This window comes from Synechococcus sp. C9, from assembly GCF_022984075.1.
Classification (GTDB): Bacteria; Cyanobacteriota; Cyanobacteriia; order Gloeomargaritales; family Gloeomargaritaceae; genus Gloeomargarita.
This window is the reverse complement of the sequence record NZ_JALAAD010000001.1, coordinates 365494-386982: the sequence shown is the minus strand read 5'-3', so window position 1 is coordinate 386982 and position 21489 is coordinate 365494. Positions and strand designations below refer to the sequence as shown.

The following is a 21489-nucleotide window of genomic DNA, read 5'->3' as shown; positions in this document are numbered from 1 at the left end:
CCCCATGGCATAGGGTTTGAAGCGGGCGGTGAGGGCGGTCATATCCCAATCCCAGAAGATGCCTGGGCATCACCGCATAACCAGGTTACCAAGAACCAAAGACGGGGCGATGCCCTGCGACCCTGGATTTTCCCGGTATGAAATTTTTACTCACATTCCCAATGCGATTGCCACAGGAGCGCCGACCTGGGATTCGGTTTTCCGGAATATCCGTTCACCAAATGGCTGTAGCACCGGCAGAAATGGGGGAAATGGGGATTTGAGGATGCCCCTGAACGTAAACTCATGTTAGGCTAACGGCAAAACCCTGGGGGACAGCGTGACGGACAAAATTCCGGTAGCCGTGGTGGGAGCTTCGGGTTATGGGGGGGTGCAATTGGTGCGGCTCATCCTCAGCCATCCCTACCTGGAGTTGGCGTATTTGGGCGGCGATAGCAGTGCGGGGCAGGAATTTGCCGATATTTATCCCCATCTGGGACATCAGGTGCATCGGGTGGTGGAGCCGGTGGATGTGCAGGTGATTGCCCGAAAAGCCCAGGTGGTGTTTCTTTCTTTGCCCAATGGGGTGGCGCCCAAATTGGTGCCGGATTTGTTGGCGCAGGGGTGCCAAGTGTTTGACCTGTCCGCCGATTACCGCTTCCGGGATATGCAGATTTACCAAACCTGGTATGGGATTGAGCGCACGGATGGGACAGTGGCGGCCAAGGCGGTGTATGGTCTGCCGGAACTGTATCGGGAGTCCCTGCTCCAGGCGACCTTGGTGGGTTGTCCGGGGTGTTATCCGACGGCGAGTTTGTTGGCGTTGGCGCCCCTGTTGCGGCAGGGGTTGGTGGCGTGGGACAGCATTGTGATTGATGCCAAATCGGGAACCTCTGGCGGGGGACGGCAGGCGAAAACCCATCTCCTGCTGGCGGAGGCGGATAATTCCATCAGTGCCTATGGGGTGGGTCGCCACCGGCATCGCCCGGAAATTGAACAAATTTGCGCCGATTTGGCGGGGCAACCGGTGAAGGTGCAGTTTACCCCCCATCTGGTGCCAATGGTGCGGGGGATTTTGGCGACGGTCTATGCCCAAGTGCGGGACCCCGGGCTGACCACGGAGGATTTACTGCTGATTTACCAAGCCTTTTACCGGGAAAAACCTTGGGTGCGGGTACTGCCACCGGGGGTTTATCCCCATACCAAATGGGCTTGGGGAACCAATATGTGCTACATCGGTCTGGAACTGGACTCCCACACGGACCGGGTGATTGTCATGAGTGCGATTGATAATTTGCTGAAGGGGCAGGCGGGGCAGGCGGTACAATGTCTGAATATCAGCCGGGGCTGGCCGGAAATCACCGGGTTACCCCAATTGAGTTTTTACCCCTAGATTGTTTGTCACAAACCGCTGTGCGTTGGTTCCGTTGGTTTCCCTACATCAGCCTGATTCTGTTGCTGATCCCACTGCTGTTTGGGCATGGGGGGGAACAGAGTTTTTTGCCCTACGATGAGGGGTTGTATGTGTGGCGGGCCCGGGGCATGGTGCTGTCCGGGGATTGGCTGGTGCCCCGCTCCTGGGATACGGTGCATTACCACAAACCGCCGGGATTTTATTGGCTGTTGGCGACCCTATTTCACCTGGGGGGGCTGAGTGAGTCGGTGGCACGACTGCCGTCCCAATTGGCGAGCATTATTACAACGTTATTACTTTATGATTTGGGAAAACGGTTGATCCCGGCACCGGCGGCCTGGTGGGGGGCGTTATTACTCAATCTGCATTTTGTCTGGTTTTCCTACAGTCGGCAGGCGACCCCGGATATACTCACGGTGCTGTTGGGGGTGGGGGCAGTCTGGGCGCTGATTCGGGCGGAAGCATCGGAGCAACGGGGGCAGGTGTGGCGGTTGGGGGCGGGGGTGGCGCTGGGTTTGGGGATTTTATTTCGCAGTCTGATGGGGTTGATTCCCCTGGTGGGACTTTTGCCCTATTTGGTGCTGGAACGACGGCGGCATGGGCATTTACGGAGTCCGTGGCTGTGGCTGGGGGTGTTGTTGGGGATGGCACCGACGGGGATGTGGCTGGGGTTGGTGATGCGGCAAGATGGCTGGGCACCCGTGCAGGCGTTGCTGGGGTTTGTGGGGCGGGCGGTGGTGCGGACCCGGCAGGGGAATGGCTGGTTCTATTACTTCTGGAATGTGCCGTTGCAGGGGTTTCCCTGGCCCCTGTTGGCGTTGGTGGGGGGGATGGTAACGCCGCCGGTGGCACGGAGTTTGCTGTGGGGGTATCCGCTGGTGGTGCTGGTGGGGTTGAGTGCTATTTCCACCCGTTTGCCCCACTATAGTTTGGTGGTGATGCCCTGGCTGTCCCTGTTGGCGGGGTTGGGGCTGGTCCGTCTGGGGTTGATTTTTGCGGGCGGGCTGAAACCCCGGTGGTTAGCGCGCAGTTGGGCCTATGGGCTGGGGTTGGTGGGGGGGGTGTTGGTGCTGTTGACGACGGTCTTTTACCCCCGGTTTGCCGACCAGGTGCCGGAGGTGATGCCCTACCGCTGGCCGGCTTTGGGGTTGGGGCTGTGCTGGGGGTTACTGCCCTTGGTTTGGCTGGGTCGGTATCGCTGGCGGCAAAGGTGGCCGGGGATGCGGGGGTGGCTGGGCGTGTGCGTGGCTGGGCCCTGGTTGACGTTGACCTTGTTGGGGGCGATGGGGTTGGTGGGCAATTTTCGTCCCGATGTGAAATGGCTGTTGCAGGAAACCCCGATGGCAGAGGTGTTGGCGGTTCAGCCGGTGCATTTTGTCCGTCAGGGGACGGGGGATGAGGCGCAGATTTTGCTCAGCATTTATACCCCCCACTTGGGGCAATGGTATCCCGACCCGGCGGCTTTGCCTGGGGGGAGTTGGGCGTGGGTGCAACCGGATTTTTCTCTGCGACCCCGGAGTCGCTATCGGGTGGTGGGGGTGTACGAGGGGTGGCGGCTGGTGCAGGTGCGGGAGCCGTAAATGTGTGGCATCGCCGGGGTGTGGCTCCGATCTGGCGGGCAGGAGGTGGTGACGGCGGTCCAGCAAATGACGGCGCAATTAACCCATCGGGGGCCGGATGACGGGGGCGTGTGGGTGGAGCCATCCCTGGGGCTGGGTTTGGGGCATCGGCGCTTGGCGATTTTGGATAGGTCGCCCCTGGGGGCACAACCGATGGTGGCGGCCAATGGGCTGGTGCTGGTGTTTAACGGGGAAATTTATAACCATAGTGCCCTGCGTCGGGAATTGGCGGCTCAGGGGTGGCGGGGGCATTCGGATACGGAAGTCCTGCTGGCGGGCATTGCCGAGTGGGGGTTGGTGCCCTGTTTACAGCGATGCCGGGGAATGTTTGCCCTGGCGCTGTGGCATCCCCAACAACGGTGTCTCTACCTCGCCCGGGACCGCATGGGGGAAAAACCCCTGTACTACGGTTGGACGGGGGCAGGGTTGGTCTTTGCTTCAGAATTAAAAGCCCTGCGGTACAGCCCTGGTTGGTCTGGTGAAATAAATACCCACGCTCTGGATTTATTCCTGAATTACGGCTATATTCCCAGTCCTGCCAGTATTTACCAAAACATTTATAAATTGCCGCCCGGAACCTGGTTAAAAATCCCCCATCCCACAGCGGTTGTGCAACCCCAATCCTATTGGTCACTGGCGCAGGTCATTACTACTCAAACCCCCTGGCGTTTATCCCCCGCAGAAACAGTAAAAACCCTAGAAGAATTACTCACGCAAACGGTTAGGGAACAGATGGTAGCGGATGTGCCGTTAGGAGCTTTTTTATCAGGGGGTGTGGATTCTTCGTTAATCGTGGCGTTGATGCAAAAACAATCCCCGCAACCTGTGAAAACTTTTACGATTGGATTTAGTGAAACCGCCTATAATGAAGCACCTTGGGCAAAACAGGTAGCTCAGCATTTGGGAACCGCACATACGGAATTAATTGCTACGCCGGAACTGGCGATGGCTGTAATCCCCAAACTTCCCCAGATTTACGATGAACCCTTTGCGGATAACTCCCAAATTCCCACATTTTTAGTGGCGGAATTGACCCGGCAACAGGTTACCGTCAGTTTGTCCGGGGATGGGGGGGATGAATTATTTGGTGGGTATCGTCAGTATCAATATGGACGCACCATCTGGCGGGCAATCGCTTGGTTACCCCTGATAATCCGACGACAATTCGCCTATTTCTTACAAAAAATTCCCTACCGTTGGGTAAATTTATTATTCACCACACCCTACTACTCCCCAGCCGATAATTTGGCACGTTTGGCGGCTGTTTTAGCAGAACCCCATCCCGCTTTGATGTATGACTATTTAAGCCGTCGTTGGCTGACACCACCCTTGGCAAAGGATTTGGTCATTGATTTAGGGAAACAAAACCCAACCATCTTTCAGAAATTAGCCGCTGATGCCCCTTTACTAAACGATGAAATTCACAGCTTCATGTATGCCGATTGTCTAATGGAACTACCAGATGATATTTTGGTAAAAGTTGACCGGGCAACGATGGCGGTGGGATTAGAATCCCGTGCCCCTTATTTAGATCAAAATCTGGTGGAATTAGCCTGGCAATTGCCCCTTAAATACAAAATTCACCAGGGCAAAAGTAAATGGATTTTACGGCAAATTCTCTACCAATATGTCCCCCAAAAACTCATCGAACGTCCCAAACAAGGATTTGCCCTGCCCCTGGGCGAATGGTTGCGTCATCCTCCTTTACGGGATTGGGCAGAAGGATTGCTAAACCCCCGGCGATTGCAACAACAGGGGTATCTGGAACCGCAAATGATTCACCAAAAATGGCAAGAACATTTACAGGGTCGTTTTAATTGGCAAGCCCAACTTTGGCCGGTGTTGATGTTTCAGGCTTGGCATGAGCAAACAAGTTAAGTGATTCAACAAGACTCAAGCGGTTCACACCCAAAATTCATCGGTTTTTAACCTTACCGGGTAGCAATCACATTCAAACTGATCAGGGTGTCCAGGATTCTAATCCGGCTACAATCGGGGAATAAATTAAATTCACTCACCTGTTCATAGTCACTAAATCCTGCCTGTTCCACATACATCCCCAAAATTTCAAAATCCAGCCCCGCCTTGTGCACATCGTATTCATCCGTTTGTCCCCCAAACATAATCCGCATCAAATGCATCCGTTCTTCCGGGAGCAAATTGGGATTGCCATACAGCCAACACAGGACACGCAAATCCGGCACGCTAATTAATAACTTGCCCCCCGGTTTCAGTACCCGCCGCCACTCGACCAACACCTGGAGCAATTCATTATTTAAGCTGTGATGAAAATGCTCCAGAACATGACTAGCGTAAATCACATCCACCGACTCATCCGCAAAAGCACTCAGATCAGCGGCATTCATCACATAATCCACCTCTGGACGGGGTTCCACATCCAGAATTTTCCAATCCGGGTGGGGGCGGGTGCCACCAATATGAAGCCGTAGTACCATCGGTTTACCTCTTTTTCCCCAACGTTGTTCCTACCATTAAGGGGATGCCACAAGGGTATGCTGTTGCATCAGGTTTTGCGCCTGCGCCACCACCGATCCAGGCAGGGGGACATAACCCAGTGCTAAACCAAATTTCTGCCCTTCAACCAATGCCCATTTGATGAACTTTCTCAGGGTTTCACCCTTATTTTTATCCTCATATTTCTGGTAAATTAAAAACCAGGAATAACTTACAATCGGATAGGCTTCCGGGCTGGCTGGGTCAGGGATAAACCCCCGCAATTTAGCATCTAATTTTACATCTGCCACCCCCTTTTCCACCGAATTTTCCGTCGGCAGGAGAAATTTACCACTTTGATTTTCCAAGGCGGCTGTTGCTAGTTTCAACTGCAGGGCATAGGCGGTTTCCACATAGCCAATCACCCCTTCCCCCTGCTGGATTTGGGCACTGATCCCCGCATTATCTTTAATGCCCGTCCCCACCGGCCAATTTACCGTTAAACCTGTACCCACCTGATTTTGCCAGAGGGGGTTAATAGCACTCAAATGACTGGTAAAAATGGCTGTAGTACCGCTACCATCAGAGCGATACACCACCGTAATCGGTAAATCGGGTAGGGTTAATTCGGGATTCAAAACCGCTAGTTCCTGGTCATTCCAACGGGTGATTTGCCCTAGAAAAATGGCGGGTAATACCTGCCGGGACAGTTTCAAACCCGTAGGCACCCCCGGAATGTTATAGACCACCGCCACACTCCCCGCCGTCATGGGGACAAACAGGGCACCCCGTTGGACTTTCGCCGCTTCTTCATCGGTCATCGCCACATCACTGCCCGCAAAATCCACCGTGCCTGTGAGAAATTGCTGAATCCCGGCGGCACTCCCAATGGGTTGATAGGAAATCTGGACTTCGGGATAGAGTTTCTGGTACTCGGCGAACCATTTCAGGTACAAAAATGAGGGAAATGTAGCACCTGCCCCATTCAAAAACACGGGTTGCCCTGGCGGAGGGGACGTTTCTGGCGGGGGAACTGGCTTGGATTGGCACGCCACTGCCCCCAACCCGGCGAATGTACTGAGGTAGAGATAACGGCGACGGCGCATAAACCACGCAACAATCTTCGCCTTTGATGATACCCCATTCCGGGCGGGGAATCGCCAATCATTGACAGGATCATCTTCAGCCTGATTTTTTAGGGGATTTTTATATGCGCTGAAATATGGGTTATGGGTATCTCTAAAAATAGGTCGCAGGGGCACTGCCCCCGTACTTGGTTCTGGAGAATTTCTGTTCACTAAATCAAATAGGACTGCTATAGTTGCAGGGATCAAGCCTCATTTTTAATTCTTAGTAACATCCCTATTGCCCCCACATTCCCCCACTTCACTTAGTCAATCGAATTAGCCAAATGATCCAAAATTACGGTTCATCAACTGAGTGAGATGCCCCTAGTGCGACCAGAATTAAAAGCTCGTAAATTTCTTAACATCCTCTGAGGCTGGTGTCGTTATACTGAAAACAAACTTGAGGAACATCGCCCTATGACCACCGCCGTCAAACCCTCACGCCGCCAACGGGAAGGACTATTGGGTTTATTTGTCGTAGGCACCATCGCTCTGCTAGTGGGGGTAGTGCTGTGGGTGGAAAATATCTCCCTCAATGCCAATCGCTATCGGTTTCAATTGGCGTTTCGCCATGCTGGCGGTTTGAGTGTGGGTGCCGCCGTCCGTCTGCGGGGGGTGGAGGTGGGGCGGGTGGTGGCGATCCAGCCGGGGGTGAATCAGGTGCTGGTGACGGTGGAAATTCGGAATAAGGATATTTTGATTCCCAGAAATAGCCAGTTTCGTGCCCTCAGCGGCGGGTTGGTCAGTCAAACCTTTGTGGATATTAGCCCCCGGCAAGATTTGGATGTGACGGCGATTGATGCCGGTCCCCGGAGCCAGGATTGCAATGCGGAACAAATTGTCTGCCAGGGTGCCCAATTGGTAGGTCAAACCAGCCCCACCTTTGATGACCTGATCCAAGCAACGGCTACGATTGTCAAACAATTGGATAATTCCGAATTGCTGGAAAGTTTAGTGCAAGTGACCAAGGGATTGGATGGGCTGACCAAGGATGTGAAACAAGTTACTCAAGATGCCCGTACTGCCTTCAAGGAATTGCAAGCCGCCGCCCAAGAGGTAGATCGGTCTGCTAACAAAGTTGGCATTGCCGCTGATACCATGACCGGTTTGGTGCGCACCAATCAACAGACAATTCGGAGCAGTTTATTGCGTCTGAATAAAACCCTGGATACGGCGCAATCCACCTTCGTCGCCTTTCGTAAAGTCGCCACTGACGTGGATCAAATCACCGGCGACCCGCAAATCCGGGAAGACCTGAAGCGGCTGATCCGGGGCTTAGGCAAATTCATTTCCCTCTCGGAAGACCTGCGCTGGCAACTCGAACAAATCGCCCAGGAAAACCAGGGGCAGGCAGACTCGTTACAATAAGAATGATATAGAAGCTGCATTCCCTGGATAAAGGTGGTTATCGTGAAACGCTCTTTTGTACGGATTTTATGCCTTTTGGTTTTAGTCGGCATTTTGACCCTGAGCAGTGTCTCCCCTGCTTGGGCGGCTCGTACCGGCGGACGCATTAGCGGTGGTTCCTTTCGTCCGCCCACCAGCAGTTATCGTCTGCCCAGCCGCAGTGCCAACCCCAGCTACAGCTATAACCGGGGCTATTACGGGGGCGGCGGCATTGGCTTTCCCATCTTTACCCCCTTCTTCTTCGGGGGCGGCGGTTTATTTTCAGTAATTTTACTCCTGGGCGTGGCGGGATTCATCGTCCAAGCGGTGCAACGGTTCCAGGAACAACGGCAGGAACAGGCACTCCTCAACCCCACCGTCACCGTGGCGCAAATGCAGGTCGCCCTCCTCGCCCAAGCCCGCAGTTTGCAAAAGGAACTGAACCAATTGGCACAAACCAGCCGGGCAGATACGGGCAAAGGACGGGTGGAATTGGTACAGGGATTGACCCTAGCCCTCCTCCGTCACCCGGAATACTGGAGCTACGCCTACACCAGCCAGGAAAAAGTGCCCCTCAACCAGGCGGAAGCGGAATTTAACCGTTTGGCACTGCGGGTACGGGCGCAAGTCCAGCAGGAAACCCTGGTGAATGCCTCGGTACAAGCTCCGACCGTGAATCTCAATGGTACCGAGCCGGGGGAATACCTGTTGGTCACCCTGTTGGTGGCAACCACGACCCCGGTGAAATTGCCGGTGATCCAAACCCTGACGGATGTAAAAAATAGCCTCACCACCCTGGGCAGTATCGGTGCCGATGACTTGCTGGCGCTGGAAATTATCTGGTTCCCCCAAGCGGACGGCGATACCCTCACCCGGGAAGAACTGGTTACGGCGAACCCGCTGTTGCAACCCCTGTAAGCCCCAAGCTCTTCAGCCAAACCGCCAATTCCTCCCGTAGCCCTGCCCAATTCCCTTGGGAACACCAGGGTTCCGGGAACAAATCCCGGCTCAACCCCACGGCAATGGCACCCGCAACCAACATCTCCCCCGCATTGGCACGGGTCACCCCCCCGGTGGGAATCAAGGGAATATGCCCCAAGGGTGCCCGCAATTGCCGCAGATAGCTCGCCCCCCCCAGACTGCCGATGGGAAACACCTTCACCGCCGGGGCACCCCACCGGTACGCCTGCACAATTTCCGTGGGGGTGAACGCCCCCGGCACCAACGGCACCCCCGCTGACGTACTGGTGGCAATCAACTCCCGCTCCGTGTGCGGCGTAAAGACAAAATCCACCCCCACCGCCAACGCCGCCCGCAAATCCGCCTGGGTTAAAATGGTGCCCGTTCCCACCCGACAGTCCGGGTACGCCACCTGTAGCCGGGGAATCACCTGATCCGCCTCCGGGCAATCCCAGGTAATTTCAATCAACCGGATTCCCGCCTGCGCCAAAACTGCCCCCAGCTGGTAGGCTAACTGCGGTTCCCCCGCCCGCACCACCCCGATCACCCGATACCGTTTCAGGTCCTGAAGCCAATCGGCAAACCGCACCTCCATTCCCCTCCTAGGCGGTTTAGTTCCATCCTACCCCAGGGGTATTTGACAAGCCACTAGGATTTTTGGCATGATTGATAACTGCCGCTTAAAACTCAGATTGTATGCCCACCATTCAACAACTGGTGCGTTCGGAGCGTGAAAGCCTCAAACGCAAGACCAAATCCCCGGCTCTGAAAAGTTGTCCGCAACGGCGCGGGGTTTGCACCCGGGTGTACACCACCACCCCCAAAAAGCCCAACTCCGCCCTGCGGAAGGTGGCACGGGTACGTCTGACCTCCGGGTTTGAGGTGACATCCTACATTCCGGGCATCGGGCACAATCTGCAGGAACACTCGGTGGTTTTGATCCGGGGCGGTCGGGTCAAGGATTTACCGGGGGTGCGCTACCACATCATCCGGGGTACCCTGGATGCCGCCGGGGTCAAACATCCCAACCAGATTCCCCCCCGCAACCAAGGTCGTTCCAAATACGGGGTCAAACGCCCCAAACCCGGTCAACCTGCCGCCCCTGCCGGTAAAGGCGGAGCCAAGAAAAAGTAGCACGTTGAGTTAGCCGTTAACTTATCCCTTTCCCAAGCCTATGTCCCGTCGTCGCCGAGTCAAACGCCGTTCCGTGGGAGCCGACCCCCAGTACAACAGCCGCCTGGTGAACATCCTGGTCTCCCATATCCTCAAATGTGGCAAGAAAAATCTCGCCTACCGTCTGGTTTATCAAGCCCTCGCCACCATCCAGGAACGAACCGGCAACGACCCGATTGAAACCCTGGAAAAAGCGGTACGCAATGCCACCCCCTTGGTGGAGGTGAAAGCCCGCCGGGTGGGGGGAGCCACCTACCAGGTGCCGGTGGAAGTGCGGAGCGAACGGGGAACCGCCCTGGCGATGCGCTGGTTGACCAACTATTCCCGCCAACGCAACGGTAAAACCATGGCAATCAAACTGGCGAACGAACTCATGGATGCGGCGAACGAAACCGGAGCCTCCATCAAAAAACGGGAGGAAACCCACCGGATGGCGGAATCCAACAAGGCTTTTGCCCATTACCGTTACTAGGGCACCCCGGCACTTGCCAAAAAAGGATAAAATTTGTAACAGACTCGCTAGTATTCTTATCACAGGCAATCCAGGAGGAACCCGTGGCTCGAACTACCCCGATTGAACGTGTGCGAAATATGGGCATCGCCGCCCACATTGATGCCGGTAAGACCACCACCACCGAGCGGATTTTATTCTATTCCGGGCTGGTGCACAAAATGGGGGAAGTGCATGAGGGCACGGCGATTACTGACTGGATGGCGCAGGAACGGGAACGGGGGATTACGATTACCGCCGCCGCCATCAGTACCCGCTGGACGAAGCGCAACCCGGATGACCCCTCCCAACCCATGCCTGGTGCCGATGAATATGCGATTAACATTATTGATACCCCCGGACACGTGGACTTCACCATCGAAGTGGAACGCTCCATGCGGGTGCTGGATGGGGTGATTACGGTTTTGTGCTCGGTGGGGGGCGTGCAACCCCAGACCGAAACCGTGTGGCGGCAAGCGGACCGCTACCGGGTGCCCCGGATTATTTTTGTGAACAAGATGGATCGCTCCGGGGCGAATTTTTACAAGGTTTACGACCAGGTGCGGGATCGTCTGCGGGCGAATGCGGTGCCGATCCAACTGCCCATCGGTGCGGAAGACCAATTCCAAGGGGTAGTTGACCTGGTGCGGATGTGTGCCTTCCAGTATTTTGATGACATTGGCAAGGACATTCGCAAGGTGGAGATTCCGGCGGAACTGCGGGAAAAAGCCGAGGAGTTTCGGGCGAAACTGGTGGAAGCGGCAGCGGAAACCGATGATGTTTTGACGGAAAAGTATTTAGAAGGGGAAGAATTGACGGAGGAGGAAATTCGTACCGCCATTCGCAAGGCGACGATTGGGGGCAAAATGGTGCCCATGCTCTGCGGTTCTGCCTTCAAAAATAAGGGCGTGCAGTTGTTGCTGGATGCGGTGTTGGACTATTTGCCGTCCCCCATTGACATCCCGGCGATTAAGGGCACCCTGCCCAACGGGGAGGAGGTGGAACGCCATGCGGATGACAACGAACCCCTGGCGGCGCTGGCGTTTAAGATCATGTCGGATAAATTTGGGGATTTGACCTTTGTGCGGGTGTATTCCGGGGTAATGCAGCGGGGTACCTATGTGCTCAACTCCACCAAGGGCAAGAAGGAGCGCCTGTCCCGGCTGGTGGTGCTGAAAGCGGATGACCGGCAGGAGGTGGAGGAACTGCGGGCTGGGGATTTGGGTGCCGTATTGGGGTTAAAGGACACGATTACGGGGGATACCCTCTGCGATGAAAACCACCCGGTGATTTTGGAAACCCTGTTTATCCCGGAACCGGTGATCTCCGTGGCAATTGAGCCGAAGACCAAAGCCGACATTGATAAGCTCTCCAAGGCTCTGCAATCCCTGTCCAAGGAAGACCCGACCTTCCGGGTGGCGGTGGATGCGGAGACCAACCAGACGATTATTTCCGGCATGGGGGAACTGCACCTGGAAATCCTGGTGGATCGGATGTTGCGGGAATTTAACGTGGAAGCGAACGTGGGCAATCCCCAGGTGGCGTACCGGGAAACCATCCGCAAATCCACTACCCAGGAGGGCAAGTACATCCGTCAAAGCGGTGGGAAAGGGCAGTACGGTCATGTGGTGATCGAAATTGCCCCAGGGGAGCCGGGGACTGGGCTGGAGTTTGTCTCCAAGATTGTGGGCGGGGTGATCCCCAAGGAGTATATCCCGCCGGTGGAACAGGGGATTCGGGAAGCCTGCGAGGGAGGGATTTTAGCGGGTTATCCCGTGATTGACCTGAAGGTGACCCTGGTGGACGGTTCCTACCACGATGTGGACTCCTCGGAAATGGCGTTTAAGTTCGCCGGTTCGATTGCCATCAAGGAAGGGGTGATGAAGTGCGCCCCGGTTCTGCTGGAACCCATGATGAAAGTGGAGGTGGAGGTGCCAGAAAACTTCTTAGGTGATATTATGGGTAATCTGAACTCCCGCCGTGGTCAAATTGAGGGTATGTCCTCCGAAGCTGGGTTGGCGAAGGTTACGGCCAAAGTCCCCCTGGCGGAAATGTTTGGCTACGCTACGGACATCCGGTCTATGACACAGGGACGGGGTGTTTTTACAATGGAGTTCAGCCATTATGATGAGGTGCCGCGCAACGTGGCCGAAACCATCATCAAAGCAAAAGGGAACGCTTAACCAAAGAGGGACACGACATCCATGGCACGCGCAAAATTTGAACGGACCAAGCCCCACGTCAATATCGGCACCATCGGCCACGTGGATCATGGCAAAACCACCCTGACTGCCGCCATTACCATGACCTTGGCGGCTCTGGGCAAGGCGAAGGCTCGCAAATACGATGAAATTGATGCCGCTCCCGAGGAAAAGGCGCGGGGGATCACGATTAACACGGCGCACGTGGAGTACGAGACGGAGAAGCGTCACTATGCCCACGTGGATTGCCCTGGGCACGCCGACTACGTGAAAAATATGATCACCGGTGCTGCCCAGATGGATGGGGCGATCCTGGTGGTGGCGGCGACGGACGGACCCATGCCCCAGACCCGGGAGCATATTTTGCTGGCGAAACAGGTGGGGGTGCCCAACATTGTGGTGTTCCTGAACAAGGTGGACATGGCCGAGGACGAGGAGCTATTGGAGTTGGTGGAATTGGAACTCCGGGAATTGCTGACCAACTATGACTTCCCTGGGGATGAGATTCCCATCATCCGGGGGTCGGGACTGCAAGCTTTGGAAGCCATGCAGAAAAACCCCAACACGGTGCGGGGGGAAAACCCCTGGGTGGACAAAATCTATGAACTGATGGATGCGGTGGACGAGTACATCAAAACGCCGGAGCGGGAGATTGATAAGCCGTTCCTGATGGCGGTGGAAGATGTGTTCTCCATCACCGGGCGGGGTACGGTGGCGACGGGTCGGATTGAGCGGGGCAAGGTCAAAGTCGGGGAAACCGTGGAAATTGTCGGTTTACGGGAAACCCGCACGGTCACGGTCACCGGTCTGGAGATGTTCCAAAAAACCCTGGAAGAGGGGATTGCCGGGGATAACGTGGGGATGCTGTTGCGGGGGATTCAAAAGACCGACGTTGAGCGGGGGATGGTGATGGCCAAACCCGGAAGCATCAAACCCCATACGGAGTTTGAATCCGAGGTGTACGTTTTGAAAAAGGAGGAAGGGGGACGGCACACGCCCTTTTTCTCCGGCTACAAACCCCAGTTCTACGTGCGGACGACGGATGTGACGGGTACCATCAAGGCCTACACCTCCGACGATGGCAAAAATGTGGAGATGGTCATGCCCGGTGACCGGATCAAAATGACGGTGGAGTTGATCCATCCCATCGCCATCGAGCAGGGGATGCGGTTTGCCATCCGGGAGGGTGGGCGTACCATCGGTGCCGGGGTGGTGACCAAAATCCTCAACTAGTTCCTGTGGGGGAGCTGCAATTGGGTGGTTCTCCGCTGTTTTGGGAGGTAAATGTGATGACCCCTTTGACCAAACAAAAAATCCGTATTCGCCTGCAGGCCTACGACCATCGCCTGTTGGATACTTCCTGTGAGCGGATCATGGATACGGTCAACCGCACCCAAGCCCATGCGGTCGGCCCGATTCCCTTGCCCACCAAACGGCGGATTTACTGCCTGTTGCGTTCCCCCCACGTGGACAAGGACTCCCGGGAGCATTTCGAGAGCCGCACCCATCGGCGGATCATTGACATTTACCAGCCCCAGTCCAAGACCATTGATGCGCTGATGAAATTGGACTTACCGGCGGGGGTGGATATTGAAGTCAAATTGCCCACCTAGTCATGGCGATTGTCTCCTCCCAGGGTGAGGGGGGGCGCAATCCGCTCTTAAAGCCCCAGGTGACGGCGCAGGAGACCCAAATTCTGCCGGAGGATTCCCTGCGTCCCCAATCCTTAGCGGAATATCTGGGGCAAACGGAACTGAAACAAGTTCTGGAGATTGCGGTGGGGGCGGCCAAGGGGCGGGGGGAACCCCTGGATCACCTGTTGCTCTATGGCCCGCCGGGGTTGGGGAAAACGACCCTCTCGTTGATCCTGGCGCAGGAGCTGGGTCGCCAATGCCATATTACCAGCGGCCCTTCGTTGGAACGCCCCCGGGACATTGTTGGCCTGTTGGTGAATTTGGACGCCGGGGATATTTTATTTGTGGATGAAATTCACCGCCTGCCCCGGGTGACGGAGGAAACCCTCTACTCGGCGATGGAGGATTTTCGGGTGGATGTCACGGTCGGCAAGGGAGCCAGTGCCCGTACCCGTTCCTTGACGTTGCCCAAATTTACGCTGGTGGGGGCGACGACCCGGGTGGGTGCCTTGAGTTCCCCCTTGCGGGACCGGTTTGGGCTGGTACAACGACTGCGATTTTATACCGTGCCGGAATTGGCGCAAATTATTACCCGCACGGCCGAACGGTTGGCGGTTTGTTTGACCCCCGCCGGGGCGGAAACCATTGCCCAACGGTCACGGGGAACCCCCAGGATTGCCAATCGGCTTTTGAAACGGGTGCGGGACTATGCCCAGGTGCAAAACGCCCCGGTGATTACCCCGGAATTGGCCGCCACCGCTTTAGAACTATTGGCCGTTGATCCCCAGGGGTTGGACGGGCTGGATCGCACCCTATTGACGATTCTCATCGAGCAATTTCAGGGGGGTCCGGCGGGTTTGGACACCCTGGCGGCCATGAGTGGCGAAGACCCCCAGACCATTGAGGATGTGTATGAACCCTACCTGATGCAAATCGGTTATCTCCAGCGCACGCCCCGGGGACGGGTGGCTTTGGCTCCCGCTTGGGTGCATTTGGGCAAACAACCACCGGAGCAACAGTTACCCCTGTTTTAGGGTATTTCTATAGCAATCCTCAACCATTACGCAGCAAAAATTCGCCAGAACCAAATAGGGGGGCGGTGCCCCTGCGACCCCTGTTCCATTCTCAGTTAGGATTGCTATATCAGTGTAATCCTCTTTTAATGTTGAGCAAACGATGATGATTCACTTGATTAACGAATAGAAATTCGCCAGAACCAAGAACGGGGGTGCCCCCCTGCGACCGCTAACTTTGAATTTAGGGGAACCTCTATTTATTTGAGCCAACCAGAAATCCCATCGTGGGAATGCTTATATTAGTCCAGAACCAAAGGCGGGAGATACCCCCTGCGACCTAATTTTTAGAAGTGCCTTTAATTTAATTGATGAATAAACTGTAATTCAAGCGTAATTGCTCCCGTTATGCCAAATCATTTTCAGACATTCACCTTTGCTCCTCACCCTTATGTTAAAAGGGAAAAGAGGCGTTAAGATTGCCTAAAAACCGTCTCCTTGCCACCTGAATACCCATGACATAACCCTATGGTACTTTTGCCCACGCCCACCATTCCACCATTAGAAAACGGGGATCATCTGTCCCAAGCGGAATTTGAACGCCGTTATCAGGCTATGCCCCCCGGCACCCATGCCCAACTCATCGAAGGAGTGGTTTATATGGCCTCCCCCTTGAGGATCAAAAGTCACGGCGAACCGCATGGCAATGTGGTCATTTGGCTGGGCAATTACAAGGTGGCGACACCGGGAGTGGTCTTGGGAATTGAACCCACCGTGCGGCTTGACCCGGACAATGAACCCCAACCGGATGCGGTGCTGTTTATCCCCGGTCGGCAGGCTACCATTAGCGAGGATGATTTCATTGTGGGGGCACCGGAATTGATTGTGGAAATTGCCGCCAGTAGTGCCGCCATTGATGTGCATGATAAAAAATCCGCCTACGCCCGCAATCGGGTGCAGGAATATCTGGTCTGGCGTACCTTGGAGCAAACCCTGGACTGGTTCCGCTGGGTGGATGGGGAGTATCAGGCGCAAAGTCCCAATGGGGATGGCATTTTCCGCAGTCAGGTGTTTCCAGGGCTGTGGCTGGACCCGGTGGCATTGGTGCAGGGAGATTTAGCCCAGGTTTTATCGGTGCTGGCACAGGGCATCCATACCCCCGCCCACCAGGAATTTATCCAAAACCTTACGACCACTCCCCCCAGTTCCGGCTGGGATCAGGGATAACCCCTGTGGTTTTGCGGTACAATCCTAGTGATTTTGGCGCAAACAATGGGCAATGCACCCCCAAACCCTCAGCCAACGGTACGCCCAAGGGGAAAAGAATTTCAGCCGTCTGGATATGGCTGGGGCGGACTTGAGCGGGATTATCTTGGCGGGGGCAGACCTGCGGGGCAGTAACCTACAGGCGGCGAATTTGAATGGTGCCAACCTGAGCCGTTGCCGTTTGAGTGGTGCCAACCTGCGGGGAGCGTCCCTCCGCATGGCGAATTTGCGCCGGACTAATTTGCACCAGAGCAATCTCAGCCTTTGCTCCCTGGTCTGGTGTGACCTGAGCGGTGCCGATCTCCGGGAAGTGGACCTGCGCAATGCCATTTTGGACCAGCCCCGCCCCCACCCCCCCCGCTGGCTGATGATGGTGATCAATTTATTATTTTTAGTAGCGATGGGTGTCCTGGTGTTCCTAGGGCGCTGGAGTGCCGGTTTAGGGTTCTTGGGCTTGGCGCTGTTGGTCAATCTGGTGGCGATCCTCTGGCGGAGTCCGACGGCGGCTAATCTACGGGGGGCTGACCTGCGGGGAGCGGATTTGACCGGGGCAAAACTCCAGGGAATGTACCTCCTGCGTGCCCACTGCCAAGGGGCGACCTTACCCAATGGTTGGCGTTACCAGTTTTGGTTGAATTGGTTTCCCTGGGACTGAGCATGGATCATCCTCATAACATTACCAAAGCGGTACAAAATTTATACAATACCTATCCATTTCCCCCGGAGCCACTCACGGATGGGGCACCCCCAGGGTATAACTGGCGTTGGAGTGTCCCGGCGGCGCATCATTTTGCTTTGGGTTGGGTACCAGCCCAGTGGCGGGAACTACATATCCTGGATGCGGGGTGTGGAACGGGGGTGGGAACGGACTATCTGGCGCATTTGAACCCGACGGCGCAGGTGACGGGGATTGACCTGAGTGAAGCGGCTTTGGGAATTGCCCAGGAACGGGTGGCACGCTCTGGGGTAGGACAACGGGTGCAATTTCGGCAGTTGAGCCTGACGGATGTCCAGCAATTAGATAAACAATTTCAGTACATTAACTGTGTGGGGGTACTGCACCATTTACCGAACCCCAAGGCGGGTTTGCGGGCGCTGGCGGGCGTGTTGGCACCTGGGGGGCTGATGCACGTTTTTGTTTATGCCCAGTGGGGGCGGTGGGAAATCCGTTTAATGCAAAAGGCGATCCGTTTGCTCCAACCAGCGGGGGACTATCGGGCGGGGGTGACGCTGGGGCGGCAGTTGTTTGCCCATCTCCCGGCGGATAATCGGTTGGTGCGGCGGGAACGGGAACGGTGGGCTTGGGATAATCTCCAGGATGCCACCTTTGCGGATATGTATGTCCACCCCCAAGAAATTGATTACACTGTACAAACATTGTTTGACTTGATTGCCGATTCTGGGCTGGAGTTTTTGGGGTTTTCCAATCCCCGTTATTGGCAGTTGGAACGGTTGCTTGCCCCCTTGCCAGCATGGTTGGAAGTGGCTCGCCAGCTACCCGTACAGCAACAGTACGAATTGATGGAAGCCCTTGACCCGGAGTTGACCCATTTTGAATTGTTTTTGGGACGACCGCCCCTGACCCGCCACGATTGGAGCAACCCGACTTTGCTCCGTCAGGCTCGACCTTTGCGTTCCCCTTGTATGATGGGGTGGCCGGGGCGTTCCCTGTTGGATTATGACTACCAGCCGGTGGATTTGACCCCGGTGCAGGAGCAAATTCTGGCCCAGAGTACAGGGGCAGTGACGGTGAATGATTTATTAGCCCAGAACCCAGAGGCGACCCCCGCCCAGGTGCTGGATTTGCAACAACGGCAGTTGCTCTGGTTACAAATCTAAACAAATCTAAATCAACTGGGAATTTGAAGAAACCTGAAGAAATGGGACGGTAGAGGGGTTTCTGGTCTAAGCCTATAAATAGCATCTACGCAGAGGAAGTTAACCCCATGATTCGCAAAATATTGGTGGCGGTGTCCGGTACGGGTCACACGGAGGAAATGCTCAATGCCCTGATTGACCTGCCCTGCATCGCCCAGACCCAGGTGACGGTACTCCATGTGGTCACCCCCCAGGCTTCCGCCCAGGATATGGTGGCCAAACAGGCGGAGGGGGTGGAAATCCTCAAAAATTCCCTCGCCAAAATCCATGTCTGTCGGCAGGAGGGGGATACCACCGCTTGTTTGAAACCCGCCCAGGTGACCACCATGCTCCGGGAGGGCGACCCCAAGGATGTGGTGCCCCGGGTGGCGGATGAATTGGCGGTGGATTTGATCATCATGGGTTCCCGGGGGTTGGGGCGACTGCGGGCGATTTTGGAAAATTCCGTCAGTCAGTACGTGTTTCAACTGGCTTCCCGCCCCATGCTCTTGGTCAAAGATGATACCTATGTGGAAAAAATCCAGCGCATTCTCGTCGCCTACGATGGTTCCCCCAGCGCCAAACAAAGCCTGGAACTGGCTCTCTTTTTACTCACGGACCTGAAGGGAGGAGAATTGGTGCTGGCGGATGTGAACCCCAACCTGGAGGGAGTGACCCTGGCTGAATTGATGCAAAATCCAGCGGCCAGCCCTGTCCTAGCTGAGGCGATCCAAAAGGTGCGCCAACGGGGGCTGAAATACCGCTGTGTCGTCAGTGAAGGGAATCCGGGGGTGAGCCTCTGTCGTTTGGCCAAGGAAGTGGCCGCCGACTTGGTGCTGTTGGGTTCCCCGGACCGCCGCCCCACGATTGCCCGCAGTTTGGTGGATTTGGATCGCCTGCTCGGCAATTCCCTATCGGACTACGTGCGGGTGCATGCGGATAGCCCGGTGCTGTTGGTGCGTTAGCGTTGCCCTTCCCCCCGGCTGGCGGTCTGCACGTACAGGATGATCAAAAAAGCGGTGGGAATCAGCACCAGCAGGGCAGTGCCAATTAAAGCCAGGATGTTCACTTCCATCGGTGGTGACCTCAAATTCTCCAGATTCTACTCTAGCGGAGAATGGGGGGCGGAATTTTTAAGGATTGTGGCTAGGGTTTGGTCTTGACCGTCACCGGGCCGTACACCCGGGTTTGGCAGGCCAAGCGACATTGGGGCTTTTTGCGGAGTTTTTTCTGCTCAAATTCGGTCGGGGGGGAACAATGCTCCATGCCGTCCAGAATTTCCACCACGCAGGTGGCACATTGCCCCACGCCCCCACAGTTCATCAATTTGCCCGTCCAGGTGTACAGGTCAATGCCATTGGCCAGAGCCTGTTGCCGCAGATTAGCCCCATTGGCGACAATCACCTCTTTGCCCTCTTTTTGGAAACAAATGCTGGCCGTTGTTGTGGTCACCATACTTTGACCCCCGGTTACAAAAAAAACTTTACAGTTCTACATAATAATTTAGCAATAAAGGGCGCAAGTCTTAAGCATCCCCGGGGAGATTGGGGGGCAACCCCAGGAGGAGATAGGCCCTGGGGTCAATCCGGTGGATTTAGTAGGTTTCCACGTGCCAGCGCCCTTGTTTCTTCAGGTCTTTTTGGTAATCCGCCCAGGTGACCCCCTGTTTGGCGGCGGCCAAGCTCAAAGCGGCATCAATACCATCTTCCATGCCCCGCAGACCGCACATATAGGCGTGGGTTTTGGGTTCCTGCAAAAGGGCCCAGATTTCCTCGGCGTGTTCCGCCACCCGGTGCTGGATGTACATCCGCCCACCCTCACTGTTTTTCTGCTCCCGGCTGATGGCGTAGGTAATGCGGAAATGGTCGGGAAATTCCGCCTGGAGGGCTTCCAATTCCTGGTGATAGAGGATATTGGGGGTGGTGGGAATGCCAAAAATTAACCAGGCAAACCCCCGGAACTGGTAGTCCGGGTTGAGGGCTCTTTCCCCAGGCTTGAACATCCGCCACAGGTAAGCCCGAAATGGGGCAATGCCGGTTCCGGTTGCCATCATGATGATGGTTGCGTCCGGGTCGTCCGGCAGGAGCATTTCCTTGCCCACAGGCCCGGTAATTTTCACTTCTGCGCCCGGCTCCAAATGGCACAGGTAGGTGGAACAGACCCCATAGACTTTTTCTTTGGTTTCCGGGTGTTCGTACTCCAATTGGCGCACGCACAGGGACACGGTTTGGTCGTCCAGGTCATCCCCGTGGCGGGTGGAGGCGATGGAATACAGGCGCAATTTGTGGGGTTTGCCGTTGGCATCGGTGCCGGGGGGAATGATCCCAATGCTTTGCCCTTCTAGGTAGCGTAAATTGCCGCCCCGCAGGTCAAATTTCAGATGTTGGACAATGCCAATGCCGCCGGGTTGAACCAGGGGTTCATTGCTCAGACACCGCCCCACAAAGGGCGCATTCGGACGATAGATATTAACGGGAATATCGGTTTTTTCCTTAGCTTGGGTCATGGGTTTACTTCGTGAGACGGACTCTTTAGTTTTAGTCGTTTTGGCAGGGGAACTGCCCGTTTGTCTCACTTTATTTTCCGTTTTGGCGGGAACTGGGGCGGGGTCGGGGTTTGGGGAAGCCACCGGCGGGGCAGGGAGGGGTCCATCCTGGGGACGCATACTCACAATCCGCCCCCCCAGGCGATGGATGCGCCGCATTTCCTGATTCAGGCGGGGGTAGGGCACCTGCAACCACACAGAGCCACTGTGCCGAATCGCATAGTTGAGGCTGTCCGTGGCTTGGCTTTGCCGCAGACCAACCACTTCCACAAGAAACACCCGATTGTTATAGGATGTGGTGCTGGCAACAGAACTGGGAATCACTCGGTTCACCTAAAATAAAGATTTTTTGTAATTTACCCCAAGAATGA

The 21489-nt window shown here is 55.6% G+C and carries 21 protein-coding genes; 15 read left to right on the top strand and 6 right to left on the bottom strand.

Going from position 1 to position 21489, the window contains the following annotated elements; genetic code table 11:
* Positions 1–319 precede the first annotated feature (319 nt).
* The 3 genes from argC to asnB are packed head-to-tail and all read left to right on the top strand — an operon-like array spanning position 320 to position 4890.
* Positions 320–1372: an N-acetyl-gamma-glutamyl-phosphate reductase gene (gene argC, locus MLD66_RS01930; RefSeq protein WP_247215260.1), complete on the top strand. Its 1053-nt coding sequence runs from the start codon at positions 320–322 to the stop codon at positions 1370–1372.
* The gene (locus tag MLD66_RS01925) at positions 1306–2973 is read left to right on the top strand and encodes a glycosyltransferase family 39 protein (protein ID WP_247215259.1); all 1668 of its coding nucleotides are present in this window, start codon (positions 1306–1308) and stop codon (positions 2971–2973) included. The genes argC and MLD66_RS01925 overlap by 67 nt, the downstream gene beginning before the upstream one ends.
* Entirely contained in the window at positions 2974–4890 is a 1917-nt protein-coding gene (gene asnB / locus MLD66_RS01920) for an asparagine synthase (glutamine-hydrolyzing) (protein ID WP_247215258.1), read from the top strand.
* 53 nt (positions 4891–4943) lie between these two features.
* Here the strand turns inward: asnB and MLD66_RS01915 are convergent, their stop codons facing one another.
* Both MLD66_RS01915 and pstS read right to left on the bottom strand, forming a co-directional pair.
* Entirely contained in the window at positions 4944–5468 is a 525-nt protein-coding gene (locus tag MLD66_RS01915) for a methyltransferase domain-containing protein (protein ID WP_247215257.1), read from the bottom strand.
* Positions 5469–5504: 36 nt separating this feature from the next.
* Entirely contained in the window at positions 5505–6572 is a 1068-nt protein-coding gene (gene pstS, locus MLD66_RS01910) for a phosphate ABC transporter substrate-binding protein PstS (RefSeq protein ID WP_247215256.1), read from the bottom strand.
* A 438-nt stretch (positions 6573–7010) separates the two neighbouring features.
* On the opposite strand from pstS, the gene MLD66_RS01905 reads away from it, so the two are divergent.
* Both MLD66_RS01905 and MLD66_RS14600 read left to right on the top strand, forming a co-directional pair.
* On the top strand, positions 7011–7961 hold the full coding sequence (locus MLD66_RS01905; RefSeq protein ID WP_247215255.1) for an MlaD family protein: 951 nt from the start codon (positions 7011–7013) through the stop codon (positions 7959–7961).
* Between the two features lie 42 nt (positions 7962–8003).
* Positions 8004–8897, top strand: coding sequence for a DUF1517 domain-containing protein (locus MLD66_RS14600; protein WP_247215254.1), 894 nt, complete (start codon positions 8004–8006; stop codon positions 8895–8897).
* Here MLD66_RS14600 and MLD66_RS01895 read toward each other — a convergent pair.
* Entirely contained in the window at positions 8866–9534 is a 669-nt protein-coding gene (locus tag MLD66_RS01895; protein ID WP_247215252.1) for a bifunctional 4-hydroxy-2-oxoglutarate aldolase/2-dehydro-3-deoxy-phosphogluconate aldolase, read from the bottom strand. The genes MLD66_RS14600 and MLD66_RS01895 overlap by 32 nt on opposite strands.
* 101 nt (positions 9535–9635) lie before the next feature.
* Here MLD66_RS01895 and rpsL point away from each other — a divergent pair, with 101 nt between their 5' ends.
* The 10 genes from rpsL to MLD66_RS01845 all read left to right on the top strand — a co-directional run bounded on the left by rpsL (position 9636) and on the right by MLD66_RS01845 (position 19538).
* The gene (gene rpsL, locus MLD66_RS01890; protein ID WP_247215251.1) at positions 9636–10073 is read left to right on the top strand and encodes a 30S ribosomal protein S12; all 438 of its coding nucleotides are present in this window, start codon (positions 9636–9638) and stop codon (positions 10071–10073) included.
* A gap of 40 nt (positions 10074–10113) precedes the next feature.
* On the top strand, positions 10114–10584 hold the full coding sequence (gene rpsG / locus MLD66_RS01885) for a 30S ribosomal protein S7 (RefSeq protein WP_247215249.1): 471 nt from the start codon (positions 10114–10116) through the stop codon (positions 10582–10584).
* Between the two features lie 83 nt (positions 10585–10667).
* Positions 10668–12785: an elongation factor G gene (gene fusA, locus MLD66_RS01880; protein ID WP_247215248.1), complete on the top strand. Its 2118-nt coding sequence runs from the start codon at positions 10668–10670 to the stop codon at positions 12783–12785.
* Positions 12786–12806: 21 nt separating this feature from the next.
* Entirely contained in the window at positions 12807–14036 is a 1230-nt protein-coding gene (gene tuf, locus MLD66_RS01875; RefSeq protein WP_247215247.1) for an elongation factor Tu, read from the top strand.
* Between the two features lie 53 nt (positions 14037–14089).
* A complete protein-coding gene (rpsJ, locus tag MLD66_RS01870; protein ID WP_247218891.1) occupies positions 14090–14416 on the top strand; it encodes a 30S ribosomal protein S10 in 327 nt (108 codons plus the stop codon).
* A 2-nt stretch (positions 14417–14418) separates the two neighbouring features.
* On the top strand, positions 14419–15471 hold the full coding sequence (gene ruvB, locus MLD66_RS01865; protein WP_247215246.1) for a Holliday junction branch migration DNA helicase RuvB: 1053 nt from the start codon (positions 14419–14421) through the stop codon (positions 15469–15471).
* A gap of 507 nt (positions 15472–15978) precedes the next feature.
* On the top strand, positions 15979–16677 hold the full coding sequence (locus MLD66_RS01860) for a Uma2 family endonuclease (protein WP_247215245.1): 699 nt from the start codon (positions 15979–15981) through the stop codon (positions 16675–16677).
* Positions 16678–16729: 52 nt separating this feature from the next.
* Complete coding sequence (locus tag MLD66_RS01855) at positions 16730–17371, top strand: pentapeptide repeat-containing protein (RefSeq protein ID WP_247215244.1); 642 nt, start codon at positions 16730–16732, stop codon at positions 17369–17371.
* Positions 17372–17373: 2 nt separating this feature from the next.
* Positions 17374–18555, top strand: a complete 1182-nt coding sequence (locus MLD66_RS01850; protein WP_247215243.1) for a class I SAM-dependent methyltransferase — start codon at positions 17374–17376, stop codon at positions 18553–18555.
* A 107-nt stretch (positions 18556–18662) separates the two neighbouring features.
* The gene (locus MLD66_RS01845) at positions 18663–19538 is read left to right on the top strand and encodes a universal stress protein (protein ID WP_247215242.1); all 876 of its coding nucleotides are present in this window, start codon (positions 18663–18665) and stop codon (positions 19536–19538) included.
* Here MLD66_RS01845 and psbM read toward each other — a convergent pair.
* The 3 genes from psbM to petH form a co-directional block, all read right to left on the bottom strand.
* A complete protein-coding gene (gene psbM / locus MLD66_RS01840; protein WP_071454786.1) occupies positions 19535–19648 on the bottom strand; it encodes a photosystem II reaction center protein PsbM in 114 nt (37 codons plus the stop codon). The genes MLD66_RS01845 and psbM overlap by 4 nt on opposite strands.
* 71 nt (positions 19649–19719) lie before the next feature.
* A complete protein-coding gene (locus MLD66_RS01835; RefSeq protein ID WP_247215241.1) occupies positions 19720–20028 on the bottom strand; it encodes a 2Fe-2S iron-sulfur cluster-binding protein in 309 nt (102 codons plus the stop codon).
* A 139-nt stretch (positions 20029–20167) separates the two neighbouring features.
* Complete coding sequence (gene petH / locus MLD66_RS01830) at positions 20168–21442, bottom strand: ferredoxin--NADP reductase (protein ID WP_247215240.1); 1275 nt, start codon at positions 21440–21442, stop codon at positions 20168–20170.
* Between the last annotated feature and the right edge of the window lie 47 nt (positions 21443–21489).

Bases quoted from the DNA above. Each gene is read 5' to 3' on its own strand.
- pstS (WP_247215256.1), bottom strand. From the start codon at position 6,572: ATGCGCCGTCGCCGTTATCTCTACCTCAGTACATTCGCCGGGTTGGGG.
- MLD66_RS01855 (WP_247215244.1), top strand. From the start codon at position 16,730: ATGCACCCCCAAACCCTCAGCCAACGGTACGCCCAAGGGGAAAAGAAT.
- asnB (WP_247215258.1), top strand. From the start codon at position 2,974: ATGTGTGGCATCGCCGGGGTGTGGCTCCGATCTGGCGGGCAGGAGGTG.
- MLD66_RS01850 (WP_247215243.1), top strand. From the start codon at position 17,374: ATGGATCATCCTCATAACATTACCAAAGCGGTACAAAATTTATACAAT.
- MLD66_RS01895 (WP_247215252.1), bottom strand. From the start codon at position 9,534: ATGGAGGTGCGGTTTGCCGATTGGCTTCAGGACCTGAAACGGTATCGG.
- MLD66_RS01915 (WP_247215257.1), bottom strand. From the start codon at position 5,468: ATGGTACTACGGCTTCATATTGGTGGCACCCGCCCCCACCCGGATTGG.
- MLD66_RS01860 (WP_247215245.1), top strand. From the start codon at position 15,979: ATGGTACTTTTGCCCACGCCCACCATTCCACCATTAGAAAACGGGGAT.
- rpsL (WP_247215251.1), top strand. From the start codon at position 9,636: ATGCCCACCATTCAACAACTGGTGCGTTCGGAGCGTGAAAGCCTCAAA.
- ruvB (WP_247215246.1), top strand. From the start codon at position 14,419: ATGGCGATTGTCTCCTCCCAGGGTGAGGGGGGGCGCAATCCGCTCTTA.
- psbM (WP_071454786.1), bottom strand. From the start codon at position 19,648: ATGGAAGTGAACATCCTGGCTTTAATTGGCACTGCCCTGCTGGTGCTG.
- rpsG (WP_247215249.1), top strand. From the start codon at position 10,114: ATGTCCCGTCGTCGCCGAGTCAAACGCCGTTCCGTGGGAGCCGACCCC.
- MLD66_RS01835 (WP_247215241.1), bottom strand. From the start codon at position 20,028: ATGGTGACCACAACAACGGCCAGCATTTGTTTCCAAAAAGAGGGCAAA.
- MLD66_RS01925 (WP_247215259.1), top strand. From the start codon at position 1,306: ATGTCTGAATATCAGCCGGGGCTGGCCGGAAATCACCGGGTTACCCCA.
- tuf (WP_247215247.1), top strand. From the start codon at position 12,807: ATGGCACGCGCAAAATTTGAACGGACCAAGCCCCACGTCAATATCGGC.
- MLD66_RS01845 (WP_247215242.1), top strand. From the start codon at position 18,663: ATGATTCGCAAAATATTGGTGGCGGTGTCCGGTACGGGTCACACGGAG.
- MLD66_RS01905 (WP_247215255.1), top strand. From the start codon at position 7,011: ATGACCACCGCCGTCAAACCCTCACGCCGCCAACGGGAAGGACTATTG.